General features: G+C 58.4%; 13 protein-coding genes. 4 read left to right on the forward strand and 9 right to left on the reverse strand.

Annotated elements, in window-relative coordinates; genetic code table 11:
* Positions 1–61: 61 nt before the first annotated feature.
* The 4 genes from trpS to DWB63_RS16040 all read right to left on the reverse strand — a co-directional run bounded on the left by trpS (position 62) and on the right by DWB63_RS16040 (position 3,344).
* A complete protein-coding gene (gene trpS / locus DWB63_RS16025; RefSeq protein WP_128329873.1) occupies positions 62–1,051 on the reverse strand; it encodes a tryptophan--tRNA ligase in 990 nt (329 codons plus the stop codon).
* 25 nt (positions 1,052–1,076) lie between these two features.
* On the reverse strand, positions 1,077–1,718 hold the full coding sequence (locus DWB63_RS16030) for a site-2 protease family protein (RefSeq protein WP_128329874.1): 642 nt from the start codon (positions 1,716–1,718) through the stop codon (positions 1,077–1,079).
* 71 nt (positions 1,719–1,789) lie between these two features.
* Complete coding sequence (locus DWB63_RS16035; protein ID WP_241648890.1) at positions 1,790–2,740, reverse strand: HD domain-containing phosphohydrolase; 951 nt, start codon at positions 2,738–2,740, stop codon at positions 1,790–1,792.
* Between the two features lie 232 nt (positions 2,741–2,972).
* Positions 2,973–3,344 carry a response regulator gene (locus tag DWB63_RS16040; protein ID WP_128329876.1) on the reverse strand — a complete coding sequence of 124 codons (372 nt, stop codon included), beginning with the start codon at positions 3,342–3,344 and terminating at the stop codon, positions 2,973–2,975.
* Positions 3,345–3,577: 233 nt separating this feature from the next.
* Here DWB63_RS16040 and DWB63_RS16045 point away from each other — a divergent pair, with 233 nt between their 5' ends.
* Genes DWB63_RS16045 through lepB form a run of 4 tightly spaced genes read left to right on the forward strand, consistent with a single transcriptional unit; the run spans position 3,578 to position 6,625 of the window.
* Complete coding sequence (locus DWB63_RS16045) at positions 3,578–3,775, forward strand: hypothetical protein (RefSeq protein ID WP_128329877.1); 198 nt, start codon at positions 3,578–3,580, stop codon at positions 3,773–3,775.
* A gap of 8 nt (positions 3,776–3,783) precedes the next feature.
* On the forward strand, positions 3,784–4,701 hold the full coding sequence (locus DWB63_RS16050) for a TIGR00269 family protein (protein WP_128329878.1): 918 nt from the start codon (positions 3,784–3,786) through the stop codon (positions 4,699–4,701).
* 2 nt (positions 4,702–4,703) lie between these two features.
* Positions 4,704–5,723 (forward strand): glycosyltransferase family 2 protein, encoded by a 1,020-nt coding sequence (locus tag DWB63_RS16055; protein WP_128329879.1) that lies wholly within the window; start codon positions 4,704–4,706, stop codon positions 5,721–5,723.
* A 53-nt stretch (positions 5,724–5,776) separates the two neighbouring features.
* Positions 5,777–6,625, forward strand: coding sequence for a signal peptidase I (gene lepB / locus DWB63_RS16060; protein ID WP_128329880.1), 849 nt, complete (start codon positions 5,777–5,779; stop codon positions 6,623–6,625).
* A gap of 12 nt (positions 6,626–6,637) precedes the next feature.
* Here the strand turns inward: lepB and DWB63_RS16065 are convergent, their stop codons facing one another.
* The 5 genes from DWB63_RS16065 to DWB63_RS16085 form a co-directional block, all read right to left on the reverse strand.
* The gene (locus DWB63_RS16065) at positions 6,638–7,663 is read right to left on the reverse strand and encodes a hypothetical protein (protein WP_128329881.1); all 1,026 of its coding nucleotides are present in this window, start codon (positions 7,661–7,663) and stop codon (positions 6,638–6,640) included.
* Between the two features lie 83 nt (positions 7,664–7,746).
* Entirely contained in the window at positions 7,747–8,808 is a 1,062-nt protein-coding gene (gene mltG / locus DWB63_RS16070) for an endolytic transglycosylase MltG (protein WP_128329882.1), read from the reverse strand.
* Positions 8,784–9,197 carry a Holliday junction resolvase RuvX gene (gene ruvX, locus DWB63_RS16075; RefSeq protein ID WP_128329883.1) on the reverse strand — a complete coding sequence of 138 codons (414 nt, stop codon included), beginning with the start codon at positions 9,195–9,197 and terminating at the stop codon, positions 8,784–8,786. The genes mltG and ruvX overlap by 25 nt, the downstream gene beginning before the upstream one ends.
* 1 nt (position 9,198) lies before the next feature.
* Positions 9,199–9,609, reverse strand: a complete 411-nt coding sequence (locus DWB63_RS16080) for a PaaI family thioesterase (RefSeq protein WP_128329884.1) — start codon at positions 9,607–9,609, stop codon at positions 9,199–9,201.
* A gap of 81 nt (positions 9,610–9,690) precedes the next feature.
* The gene (locus tag DWB63_RS16085; protein WP_128329885.1) at positions 9,691–13,212 is read right to left on the reverse strand and encodes an FAD-binding and (Fe-S)-binding domain-containing protein; all 3,522 of its coding nucleotides are present in this window, start codon (positions 13,210–13,212) and stop codon (positions 9,691–9,693) included.
* Positions 13,213–13,815 lie beyond the last annotated feature (603 nt).

Below are 13,815 nucleotides of genomic sequence, written 5' to 3' on the forward strand. Positions count from 1 at the left end.
CTAAAATGTTTGTGTGGCCCGAAACGTTCCGGGCGGATTTCCCTGTATAGTCTTTTTTCCGCTAGAAGTCGAAGTTCAGTACTTTCCTGACTTCTTCCATGGTTTTTTGGGCATAGGCGCGCGCCTTGGCATTGCCTGCTTCCAGTATTTCCTGAACCCGCTCATCGGTGCAGGCGGCCCGGCGTTCGTGCAGGGGCGTGAGGAATGCTTCCAGGGACTCCATGAGTACCTTCTTGCAGTCCACGCAGCCCCAGGATGCGTCTTTGCAGCCCGCCTCGATCTCCGGCAGTCGGGCCGGGTCGGTCATGAGCTTGTGGTAGGGGAAGAGGTTGCAGACCTTGGGATCGCCCGGATCGGACTTGCGCTGCCGGTTCTCGTCGGTCTTCATGCCGCGTACCTTGGGCATGATTTCGTCAAGAGGCTCGGAGAGCATGATGGAATTTCCGTAGCTCTTTGACATCTTGCGGCCGTCAAGGCCGGGCAGGACAGGTGCCTCGGTGAGCATGTCCGCCGGTTCAGGGAAGACTGCGGAACCCGTGAGGTGGTTGAAGCGGCGGGCGATCTCGCGGGTCAGTTCCAGATGCGGCAACTGGTCCTTGCCCACGGGCACGGCAAACGGCTTGTACATGAGGATGTCCACGGACATGAGTACGGGGTATCCCAGGAAACCGTGAGTGTTCAGGTCCTTCTGGGTCAATTGCTCTTTCTGGTCCTTGAAGGTGGGACACCGTTCCAGCCAGCCGAGAGGGGTGTACATGGACAGGAGCAGGTTGAGCTCCGCATGTTCCTTGATCATGGATTGTTGGAAAATGGCGCATTTGTCCGGGTCCAGGCCGGCGGCCACCCAGTCCTTGACCAGGCCCGGAATGAATCCCTTGATTCTGGAAGGATCGGCATATTCGCTGGTCAGGGCATGCCAGTCGGCAACGAAAAAGTAGCAGTCGTACTCTTCCTGGAGCTTGAGCCAGTTGTCGATGACGCCGAAGTAGTGACCGAGATGGAGGGGGCCGGTGGGCCTCATGCCGGAGAGAATGCGTTGTTTTTCGCTCATGATGAATAAATGGTGTGCTTAAGGGTTAGACAGGCACGCCCAGCACGGAAGCCAGGCCTCTTACGATGGGAAGAATGATCTGACCCACGAGGTTGAAACCGGTGAATCGACCGAGCAGGATGATGCCAATCAGGATGACGAAGCCGTAACGGCTCAGGGACATGAATTTGAACGCTGCCTTTGGCGGCAGAAAATATGCAAGGACGTTGCTGCCGTCCAGCGGCGGTATGGGCAGCAGGTTGAAGGCGGCCAGGATGAGATTGATGAACACGCCGTAGTAGGTCATGGCGTACAGGGAACTCCGGCCGCTCACGCCAAAGGCGGACATCATGTGGAAGGCCAGGGCGAACAGGGCGGCCAGGGCGAAATTGGCACCCGGACCGGCCATGGCCGTGTACATCATCCCCTGACGCGGATTGCGGAAATATCGGGCGTTGACAGGCACGGGTCTGGCCCAGCCGAACTGGACGAAAAAGAAGGCCAGGGTGCCTATGGGATCGAGGTGCTTGAGCGGGTTCAAAGTCAGCCTCCCCTGCGACTTGGCGGTGGGATCGCCCAAGAGGAAGGCAACATACCCGTGGGCCACTTCGTGGCAGACCAGGGCTACCAGGAGTCCCGGTGCCATGATCAGATAGAGCTGGATGTCTTGTGCAGTGATGTCAAACATGTGCTGCGGCTACCATGTATGTGGGGGACGCGGCAAGGTATTTCAGGTGCGTTTCCCGTTGTGTGCCCGGTCTAGACGATCTCAGCCCTGGAGAGCAGCCCGATGAATCGTTTCAGCATATCCGGCTCAACCAGTCCCTTGTCGTCGGTTATCACCTTGAGGGCGTCAAAGGGTTTGAGCGCCCTTTTGAAAGGCCGGTTGCGTGTCAGGTTGTCGTAGCGGTCACACAAAGCCACAATGCGGATGGGCAAAGGGATTTCGGCATGGGTGGCCTGAGTGGGATACCCTTTGCCGTCGGCCCGTTCGTGATGGAACAGGATGCAGTTCGTGGCGATGATCGGCAGGTTGAAATTTGCGCAGTTCCGTACGCCGATCATGGGGTGCATGGAGAGAACCGCGAACTCGTCGGGCGACAGCCCCGAAGGGTCGGCATTGACGATGTTTTCGGGCAGCCCCACCTTGCCTATGTCGTGGAGCAATGCGCCCATGCCGCAGGCCAGGCTGTCACAATCCTCGAAGTCGTATTCCTGGATCAGGTTGACGGCGTAAACCATGGTGCTGACGCCGTGCTGATAGGTGTCGTAACCCTTGTTGATGAATCGGGTGATGTGCTTCAGGGACAAGGGTGACTGCACGAAACTCGCGCTGTTGTTGATCAATTCTTCGAATCGGTTATACCGCTTCTTGAAGGCGGGGCCGGGTAGGTTGATTTCGAAGAGTTCCTTGGCCAGGGCGGTCGCCGCGTTTGCCCACGCCTGGGAGCGATGGTTGAGGGGAATGTTCTCGTCGTTCAACACTCCCATAAGGTTTGCACGGAGGTAGGCGTTGTAACTCTTCAGGGAGTCTTCCTCAATGTAAACGTAATCGATATCAGTGGCTGCCAGTTCGTCTCTTTTTGCCTGTGAGAGAAGACGGTTTTGGGCGTTGAACAGGACATAGTTGTTGTCATGCCGCAGGTAGATGTCGAATGGCCCTCTGAAATCAGGGCGTAGAATCAACGGGGATATGGGAAAGTATTTCATTATGGTGGGTTCCGTCATCTGTGGCCTTGGTTCCCTCTGCCCGGGCAGAGGCTTGGAGATAGCTCTGTATTCAGGAGATGATTAGCGATAAACCATGTTGTCGAAAACAGCAACGGGAATAAATTAATTGCCAGTTAATATTCTTTTATTCCGGTGCGTTGGTGAAAAAAAGGACGCCTTCGCAACAGGTGAGAAGGCGTCCTTAACGGGTCGTGAATCAAGGGGAGTTTTGTTAGATGCAGGCCTTGTTCAAAGCCATTTTGACCTTGTCTTTCAATTCGGTCAGGTCCACGGATTTGACCACGTAGTAGTCGGCTGCGATGGATTTCAGATCGTGCTGAAAGGAATCGTAGGCGGTGGAAAGGATGACCGGAATCTGTTGATCCTTGGTGCGGATTTCCTGTAGCAGGTCCAGGCCGGAACGATTAACACCAAGTTTGATGTCCAGGATGACGATGGTCGGGGTTTCGCGGGCCATGACTTCGAGGATGTCTTCCTCGCCGTCGGACGTTGCGACAGTATAGCCGTCGGCTTCCAGTTCTTCCCGGTAGAGCATGCGGATGTGCTTTTCGTCATCGACTACAAGAATCTTAGTTTGGCTCATGGATTCCTCCTTGGGGGTTAGCCCTTGAAATGAACATATGCGACATTTTGCTTTTGGGTCAACAGGGGTTTCCATATTTAAACTAAATTAATGCACTGATCCAGAAATCGCGGGCAGCTATTTGTCCCTGCCATTGGCGGAATAGTGCGCCAGGCTTGAACTTGCGGGGTAACCTGCGTAGGGTCCGCCCAGCCGTTGGTCGTCGAAATGTCCGACGGCAAAGGAGATACCATATGATTACCGTCAACCTGGAACCGGACGGAAAGCAGATCGAGCTGGTTGATACACGCTCGGTTCTTGCCGTGCTGAACAAATTGCAGCTCCGTTCCACCATGGCCATTGTCGTTCGTGACGGTGAGCTGCTCACTTCGGACCGCATGTTGAAAAACGGCGATGTGCTCATGGTCCGTAAAGTCACATCCGCAGGATAGGGGACGTCATGAAGTGCATACGCTGCAAGAAAACGGCCCATGTTTCCCTGCCCAGCCACCACTCCGGGTTCTGCTCGGAATGCTATCCGCTGTTTTTCACCAAACAGGTGGAGACTGCCATCCGCCGCGAAAAGATGTTCACCCATGATGAGCGTATTCTTGTGGCCCTGTCCGGCGGCAAGGATTCCCTGGCGTTGATGCTTGAGCTCCAGCTTCAGGGGTATGATGTCACGGGGTTGCACATTGATCTCGCCATACCCGGTTCTTCCGAAAAGGCCCGCAGCAAGGTGGAGAACTTCTGCGACATGCACGGCCTGAAACTTCATGTCTTTGAGATGGAGGCGTGGGGATTGCCCATCCCGGACGTCAAGAAGCACGTCAAGCGGCCCGTCTGCGCCGTGTGCGGCAAGATGAAGCGGCACCATTTTAATCGCATCGCCGTGGAGCAAGGATTCGACGCCCTGGCCACAGGCCACAACCTGGATGATGAAGTGGCCCGGCTCTTTGCCAATACCCTGCGTTGGGATACCGCCTATCTGTCGGATCAGGGACCGGTGCTGCCCGCTTCACCGGGGTTCGTGCGCAAGGTCAAGCCGTTGTTTCGTTTGAGCGAGTTCGAGACTGCCAACTATGCGTTCATGAAGGGCATCGAGATTCATTCGGACCCGTGTCCCTATGCCTCCGGGGCCAGCTTCACCAGTCACAAGGAATTGTGGGGCGAGTTGGAACACCGCAGTCCCGGCCAGAAATTCCAATTCTATCAGTCCTTTCTCAAGAATGGCAAACCCGCATTCGCCAACCTGGAAGAGGAGGTCGGTGCCGAGCTTGCGCCGTGCGTCGAGTGCGGTTCACCCACCAGTGCCGGGACCTGTTCGGTCTGCCGCATCAGGAAGGCGGTGCAGGACAGCAAGGCCAAGGACGATTAGCCTTGGCCGCCCCCAGGATCTCCGTGACCATGCCCTGCCACAATTGCGGGGATACCGTGGGCAGGGCCCTGGACAGCCTGCTTGGCCAGACCTGTACGGATTTCGAGGTGGTGGCCGTTGATGATGGCAGCGACGACGACACAGCGGGTGTCCTGGCCGAATATGCGCGTCGGGATGCCCGTATTCGGACCTTTTCCATCGAGCACGGTGGGGTGATCGTGGCGGCCAATGCGGCCATTGAAGCGGCCAGAGGGGCATATATTGCCCGCATGGACGCGGACGACGAATGCATGGCTGAGCGGCTGGCTGTCCAGTCGCAATTGCTCGACGACAATCCAGGCATCGGGCTGGTGGGCTGCCGGGTTCGGTTCGGCGGCTGCCGCAAGCGGTGTGCCGGATATGCCCGGTACGTGGACTGGACCAACACGATCCTGACCCAGGAAGCCATAAGTTTGAACCGGTTCGTGGAGTTCCCGGTGCCCAATCCGTCCATCATGTTTCGGCGGGAGTGTCTGGAAGCATACGGTTCATACCGCGAAGGGGATTTCCCTGAGGATTACGAAATGCTTCTGCGCTGGCTGGAGGCCGGGGTGCGCATGCTCAAGGCGGACCAAATTCTGCTGCAATGGAATGACCCGCCCAGGCGGCTTTCCCGCACTCATCCCCGTTACGATGTGGATGCCTTCTACCGCATCAAGAGCGAGTATCTGGCACGTTGGCTCAAGGACAACAATCCGCACCATCCCGTGGTGCATATCTTGGGATCGGGCCGGACTACGCGCAAGCGGGCCGACCTGCTTCTCGATCACGGCATCGAGTTTGCCGCCTATTACGACATAGACCCTCGCAAGATAGGCCATGTGATTGGCGGGGTGCCGGTTATAGACAGGAATGACATTCCGGCACCGGGAGCGGCGTTCTGTCTGCCATATGTGGGCAGCCGGGGGGCGCGGGAGGATATCGCCGAATTCCTCGGCGGGCGGGGCTACGTGCTTGGTCGGGATTATCTGCCCGTGGCCTGAGTCTTCCATTCTTGTCTGATATCTGTCACTCTCTGCGCAATCCGGGAGGAACCATGGCCGAATCACATGATATTAAACAGGAACTGATGAAACCCCGCCGGCCCTGGCTGGCCGGGTTGCTTTCCCTCGTGGCCACAGGATTGGGGCAGGTCTACAACGGGCAGTGGAAGAAGGGTGCCGGTTTTTTTGCAGCCGAGGTGTTTGTCACCACGACCATGATCCGGTTCTGGGCCGATTTCGGGTCCATGCTTTTATGCCTGGCCATCCTGTTCGGTTACAATCTTTTCGTGGCGGGTGAAGCCTTTGCCTCGGCCCGAAAGCAGGGCGGCTACACGCTGCAGCCCTATAACCGGTGGTGGGTGTACGGACTGTGCCTCCTTGTCAGTGCCTTTTCCGGGGTGGTTCTGGAGAAGGTGATCGAAGGCCATTTCTACAAGGCCTACAAGGCGCCGTCAGGCTCCATGCTGCCCACTATCCTGACAGGCGACCGTTTCATGGTGGAGGTGCTTTCCGATGACGATTCCGTTGAGCGGGGGTATATCGTGATTTTTTCCTCACCGGAAACCGATGGAAAGGACTTTGTAAAGCGGATCGTGGGTCTGCCGGGAGAAACCGTGGAGATTCGGGACAAGGTGGTGTTCATCAACGGTCAGCCCCTTGAGGAACCCTATGCCCGACACACCAAACTCGACATGTTTCCCATGCGCGACAATTTCGGGCCGTTCATCCTTGGTGCGGACGAATACTTCGTACTCGGCGACAACCGTGAAGACAGCTATGATTCGCGTTGGCTGGGGCCGGTCAAAAGAGACCGGATCATGGGGAGAGCCCGGTATGTCTATTTCCCGGCGGAGTTCGGGGTGGACGGCTGGTCGGAGCGGCTGGGGATGGAATATGAATGATTTCGGGGCGGACTACCAGAACTCTCTGGCTGCAAACAAACCGTCAGCCTGGTTGATCTTGAGCGGATAGACCTCTTTTATGTCCAGGGCGTCCATGTAGCCCAACACCAGAATGAGGTTGGTCAACCGGGCGTCTGCGAATTCGCTGTTGAAATCCGCATCGGGTTTGTCGGTCCATTCCTGCAGGGCCCGGGCAACGTCGTCACGCGTGTAGGATTCCTTGCGAACGCCCATCATCTCGGGAACCCCGTAATAATGCACACCGCCGATTCCGGCCACGAACAGGTTGGATTGGTGCAGGCGGGATGTGATGAGCGGAGGAACGGTCACGGCGGCGTGAGACCGAATGAAAGTCAGGGCCTGTTCGACTTGGCCCGCGCTGACCGGGTTGGGGCTTGTTGTTGTGGTGACGTCCTTCTTCTGGATGGAACCGATGACGATGTTCTTGAATGAGACCGAGGACATGGGATCGATGTAGAAGAGCAGGCCGCCGTCCTGGCGTCGGAGGGTCATCTGCATACTTCCGGCACCGATGTCCCAGACCAGCAGATCCCTGGACGTGGAGTTGAGCTCCTGGCGCACGGCGTGATAGCTGAGCATGGCGGCCTGTTGCTCGGAAATGATGCGGGAGGAGATGCCGGTTTCCTTCTTGATGCTGACGAAGTAGGCTCGCCCGTTCCTGGCATCCTGGAAAACCTTGCCGCCTACTGCGGAATATTCCTGGGCGGTATGCTGTTCTGCGATGGCCTTGAGTTTCTTCAGGACAATGATGCCCTGGGCCATGATTTCCTTGCTCAGATTGTTGTCGTAGGAACGGGCCAGGTCTTCGGCGAAATCGACTTTTTCCGACAGGGTTTCGATGGTCTTGACGATGTGGCCGGTGGGGATGTCCACGTCGGCGATGGTGCATTTGATGACAGCGGAACCGATGTCGAAGGCGGCGCGTCGGACCACGGTGGTGTCCTGGGCCGGGCTCGCGGAGGCATAGCAAAGGCAGGCCAGCAATCCGGTCAGAAATACACGTGTTAGTATGCTCATCTTCCTCCCCGATGAATCCTCAAACTACCTGTTCAGGCTATAGGAAAAAGAGTCGACAGGCAATGGCAACCAGCCCCATCCGGCTATTTGGTGGATTTGTATGTCTCGTTATTGCGCCTGAGTTGGTACTGCCGGACCGCCTGGTTGTGTTCCTCCAGGTTCTTGCTGAAATGATGCGAGCCGTCGCCCTTGGCCACGAAATAGAGGTAGCTGTGTTCTTCGGGATGAACCGCAGCCAGGAGCGCGTCCAGTCCCGGTGAACAGATGGGGCCGGGCGGCAGTCCCTGGATGGCATAGGTGTTGTAAGGGTTGTTCTTGTCCAGGAGATCGCTTTTCTTGATGTTTCCGTCAAAATCAGGGCCGAGGCCGTAAATTATGGTCGGGTCGCATTGGATGAGCATGCGTTTTTTCAGGCGGTTGTGGAACACGCCGGATATGCGCTTGCGTTCAGTCATGTCCCCGGTTTCCTTTTCTATGAGCGAGGCAAGGATGACCTTTTGGTGCATCTCCTCGAATTCCGGGAGTCCGCTTGGCCAGACCTTGGCCGCGTTTTTGAAAAATTCCTTGAGCATGAGGCGGATCATGAATCGGGAGGGGTTCTCCTTGGGCGGGGTGAGCAGGTAGGTCTCAGGGAAGAGATATCCTTCGGCGTCCTTGGCCTCGATGCCGAAGGCGGCCAACAGTTCCTTGTCGGCCTGGGCCTGGGCGAAGTCGGCATAGGTGCCGAGGTCGGCCTCTTCGATGATTTTGGCGGTCTGCCACCAGGTCAATCCTTCACGCACGGAGACCCTTTTCATGATGCCGGTCGAAGAGGTCAGTTCCAGAAGAACCCGTTCGGGCACCCATCCGGTGGAGAGCGCGAATACCCCGGCGCGGACAGCCGAACCTTTGCCCGTGCGAACGGCCAGTTTATAGAAGCGGCGGGTGTCGGAGATCACCCCTTCGGCCTTCAGATTCTGGGCGATGGCGGTGAAGACCTGTCCCGGTTCGACGCGGAAAAGGACATCCCGTCCCGGGGTCTCGGGCGGTGTCGTCAGGAACTGTTGCTCCTGCCATGCCCTGTACCATTGGAAACCGCCTGCGCCGAGTGCGGCGAGCAGGAACAGGGTGCTGAAGGCTATCAGGATGGTCCGTTTTCGAGCCATGAGCGAAGGATGATGACGGCTGCCTGGCTGTCCAGGGCCATCTTGCGTTTCTTGCCGCGAACATTGGCGGCGTTGAGTTCTTCTTCGGCCTGGGCCGAGGTCAGCCGTTCGTCCATAAGATGAATGGGAACAGCAGTCCGGCGCCCCAGGCTCCCGGCGAAATTCCGGGCCTGGCGGGTGGTCAGGGTGTCCTTGCCGTCCAGGGAAAGGGGCAGCCCCACCACCACGGCTTCAATGGATTCATTCTGTATGATTTCGATCAGTTCGTCAAAGAGAGAGTCGCGGGTCGTCCGCTCTATGGTCTTGAACGGCGAGACCAGGGTGCCGGTGCGGTCGCTGACGGACAATCCCACCCGCTTGAGGCCGAAATCGATGCCCAGAGCGCGCACCCTACACATCCTCCAGCGGCTTCTTCATGCGGTACCCCATGGCCTGGACATCGGCCACCAGTGCGCCGCCGTCGTCAAAGACCTTCACGGAATAGGTGGCCATGCGCCCGCCCGCCGAGAGTTCCTGGGCCTTGGCAATGAGCGTCCCGTCGGTGGCGGGGTTGAGGTAGGCGATGGACAGGTTCACGGCCAGGGCGACATTGCCGTGGCTGTTGGCCGCTGCACCGAAGGCGGTCTCCGCCAGGGTATAGATGGCTCCTGCGTTGACCGTTCCGAAGGGATTGCGGTGCCCGTCCCTGATGACCATGCGACAGGTAGCCGAGCCGGGTGCAACGTCAACGACCTCGATGCCCGCCAGTCGGGCGAAGCTGTTTTTCTCGCCGAGGAGTTTTTTTACGCCGTCGCAGTCCATGATCGCCTCCGTGGTGTCAACGCAGCATCAAAAGAACATGGGGGGTGGTTCCGGTCAATAGGAAGGAATCCCGTACCGAGCCTACGCGCCCTTCTGCTCCACTTGGCCGAGCATGTCCTTGAGTTCCCGCTTCCAACTGGGTCCGCCCACGGCCTCGGCCAGGTATTCCACGGCGTGGATGACCCGGTTGGGCAGCTTCATCTGGAGCATGGACCGCTTTATGCCCACCTTGCAGGACGGGCAGCCGACCACGATGGGCCGGAGCTTTTCGTGGACCAGGTCCTCGCGCAGTTGCTCCTGTTTGCGTTCGCGCAGTCGGTTGTAGATGGCGGGACTGGTCAGGGCACCCAGGCCGGATTCACCGCAGCAGCCGGGTGAAAGCTCGATGTTGGTGCCGGTCAGTTTCGCCAGGGCCGTCCGATACATTTCCGGGGCCTTGAGCTTGGAAACATCGGTCCATTCGGCGTGACAGGCCGCATGGTACAGGACCGGTTCGGCCCGACGTACGGCAGGCAGCCGTTCCAGAAGGAATTGGACCACGTCCAGGTGTTTGAGCGGGTCGGCCAGTTCCGAGGAGAAATCATAGGTTTCCAGCGACTCCCGGCAGGTGCCGCAGGCCGTGAGCAAGGTGGTTGCCTTGAGGCCCGCCTTGCCGGTTTTGACCAGGAGGTCGAGGAATTCCTGCACGTTGCGGTGGCGGTTGGTCTTGTATGCCTCTTCGCATCCCGAGGCCAGCAGCGGGTAGCCGCAGCACATGTGATGGTCGGGCAGGACCACGTTTACGCCGCTTTTGAGCAGCAGGTAGATGGAGGCCATGCCTATGGAGCGGGAAAAGAGCGAGGCTCCGCAGCCCGGAAAATAGAGCACGGTCTCGTCGCGTTCCGCACCGGGGGTCTTGAATATCGAGCCGTTTTCCAGGTGCAGTTCCTCTGCAAGGCTATGGAAATCGATATGCGGACTGCGATGCTTGACCACGGGAGACTGGACCTTGGACAGCCAGCGGGCCGGGATCATGCCCAGGGTCTTGTCCTGGAGGGATTGTCCCACTGACAGGATCTTGGCCGCCACGGGCAGGCTGTTGGTCGGGTTCTTGGCCAGATTGCGCAGAATGATCTGCTTGAGGGGATGGCCGGATTTGCCCTTGGAATCGAGGAAGGAACGCATGGACAGGGCGGCTCCGGCAGAGTCGATCTTCACCGGGCAGGCAGCCTGGCATTTGCCGCAGGCCGTGCAGTGATCCATGAGGTTGCGCAGCTCCCGCATCAGTTCATGGGCCGGTTCTCCGGTCTGGATCTGGGAGTAGTAGATGCCCTCGATGAGTGCGCCCAGCGCGATGTTCTTGTTGCGCGGGTGGTACATCAGTCCCTTGGCCGGATAATACATTGGGCAGACCTGTTTGCACTTGCCGCAGCGGGTGCAGGTCTGGATGTTCTTGAGCAGGCCCATGAGGGCTTCCTTGTCCTTGAGCGCAGTATCGTCCAGGTCCTGGATGAGCCTGTTGAAGGAGAAGGTGAACGGTTCGCTGGTCAGCTTTTGTGCGGTCAGTTTGCCGGGGTTGAATACGCCGCCCGGGTCCACGATTTTTCGGTATTCCTTGAGCGCCTTGATTTTTTCTTCGCTCAGGAACGCGATCTTGGTGATGCCGATGCCGTGTTCTCCGGTTACCTGTCCGCCGATTTCCAGCACTTTGGTCATGACCGTATTCGCAGCCTCGTGGGCCGCGGCGAGCATCTGCGGGTCATTGGAGTTGACCGGAAGGTTGACGTGGCAGTTGCCGTCGCCAGCGTGCATGTGGTTGGCGATGACGATGCGTTTGAGCTGCATCTCCTGCCACAGGGCTTTGATCTCGCGGTCGAGCTTGGGATAGGTGTCGCGCAGTTTCAGGAACAGGAATCGGCACTGGGCCTCCTGTTCGGCATCGGAAAAATCCTTGGCAGTGACCGATCCGTCGAGGATGGACCGGATGCGTAAGCGCGCCTCTGCAATGTCCTTGTCTTCGGGGTTGACGCCTTCCAGGTCGATGACCTTGTCCAGGGTGGTCGAGTATATCTTGGCCAGATAGATGAGGTTCAGGTTTTCCAGGAAGTCCGAGAAGTCCGGGATGACTTCCATGGGAATGACCACGTCCTCGTTGATCTTGAAACCGGAAGTGCGCTTGGCGATGGCGGAAAGCTTGTGCCGGTCCTCCCAGAACAGTTCCGCTTCCTTTTCGTCGCGGGCCGCGAATACGTCCACGCCGTCGTAAGGCTGGGCCAGGGCCAGCACGGTCTGGACGGCCGCGTCCAGCGCCTCCTTGTCGTCCGAGTCGAGCTGGACGATGATCACGGAAATGGGGTCGCCTTCGTACTGGGTGGATTTGGTTTGATATTCAATGGCTTGGACGTACTTGGTCCCGAATTCCTCCAGTGCGGAGATTTTGACCAGGTCGCCGTCCTCGCGGATGGTGTCGCGCATGGCTACCACATCCTTGATGACGAGCATGGCCGTGTGCATACTGCGGCCGAAAAATTCCAGGCAGAGCACGCGGGAGTGCGTCAGGGCGGGGTAGCAGATAAAGGTGGCGGTGGTGATGATCCCGTCCGTGCCTTCCTTCTGTACGCCGGGCAGGCCGCCCAGGTATTTGTTGGACACGTCCTTGCCCAGTCCCGGACCGCGGATTTCGTCTCCCTTGAGCGTCACGGTATCCACAGGTTTGCCGGATTCGTCGACGATTTCGAATACGGCCACGTCGGCGGAATAGATCTTGTGGCGAGGGTGGTCTTTGCGGCGTACCTCGATGAGCGAACCGTCAGGCCGAACCATGCGGTAGCTCAGGATGTTGTCGATGGTGGTGCCGTATTCAAAGGCGAAGGGACCGCCTGCGTTTTCGGAGATGTTGCCGCCCAGGGACGAACCCGCCTTGGAGGCCGGGTCCACGGTGAAGAGCAGTCCCTTTTTCGCCGCGGCCTGGATGGCGTTCAGGGTGATGACGCCGGACTGGGCGGTCATGGTGCGTTCGGCCGGGTTGATGTCGATAATCTTTTTGAACCGGGACAGGGACAGGATCACGCAGCGCGCCTCGGCCGGGATGGCCCCGCCTGTGGCGCCGGTGCCACCGCCGCGCGGGATGATGCCGAAATGCATTTCAATGGCCAGCCTGACAATGCCTTGAATCTGGGCTTCGTCCTCCGGGAAAAGCACGAGCATGGGCAGTTCCATGCGCAGGTCGGTGGCGTCCGTGGCCGTTTCCACGCGGGAGTGCGGTTCATGGCCGATGCAGTTGTCCGGCATGAACGTTTTGAGCCGTTCGATGATTTTGTCGCGGAAGGCGAGTTCGTTTTCGTGCCGTTCCCAGAACATCTCGATGCCCTTGGTCAGGATGGTGGCGAATTCGCGGTCCAGCATGGGACGGGACATGTTCAGCCGCCGTTCCACGGCCTTCTTGACCATCTCAGGGTCGATGAACGGATTGTAGCGCACCAGGAAGAGTTCGGCAGCCAGGTTGGAGGCGAGCTTCTTCACCTTTTCGGGCCAGTGCTGATACTGTTCCATGTCCACCACGCCGAGGGCGCGGGTGATGAGCTGTTCGTCTGATATCGATATATGGGGACCGAGTTGGGCCATGTCTTATTACTCCATGGTGATATTCGTGAAGGCAAGAGGAGTAAGACCTTTTTAAATGAATGGCAAGTTTTTGGGGGGCGCTTCGAGCTGGCTGGCTTTCGCTTTGGGCAGCGGGCCTGAAGAAATAAGGAAGGCCGCCCAGGGGGCGGCTTCTTGTTTTGGGATGCGCGCCTTTGGCGCGAGAGGCATTGTTTGGGGCTTGCCGCCCCAAAGGCATTCCATGTCCTTCTTCGCGGGTGTGTGCGTGTTCCCCTTGCAGCAAGTCTGAAGAAGAGCCGTCGCTCATCGCTCCTCCAGGTTTTTTTTCTGCCCTCCCGGCGGGGTTCTTTTTTGGCTGAGCCGCCCCAAAAAAGAACCAAAAAAATGCGGCTTTGGCTTTTGGCCGCCCGGTGATCGGCGGCAAGAAGCTGATCGATTCGGGGCGGCTCCACTGCCTTGGCCTATAGGCGCTTCCCCTACCTTGCGTGACCCGTCAAGCCAGATCCCCTGACCCCGGCACAAGAGCCGCCGCCCCTTCATCGTCAGCTTCTAGGCCTTCCGATCAAGGGCTGGAGCGCTCGTTTGCCGGGAGGTCTGGGCGTGGGCGGGAGGGCTTGCTGTCGT

The organism is Pseudodesulfovibrio sp. S3, from assembly GCF_004025585.1.
GTDB lineage: Bacteria > Desulfobacterota > Desulfovibrionia > Desulfovibrionales > Desulfovibrionaceae > Pseudodesulfovibrio.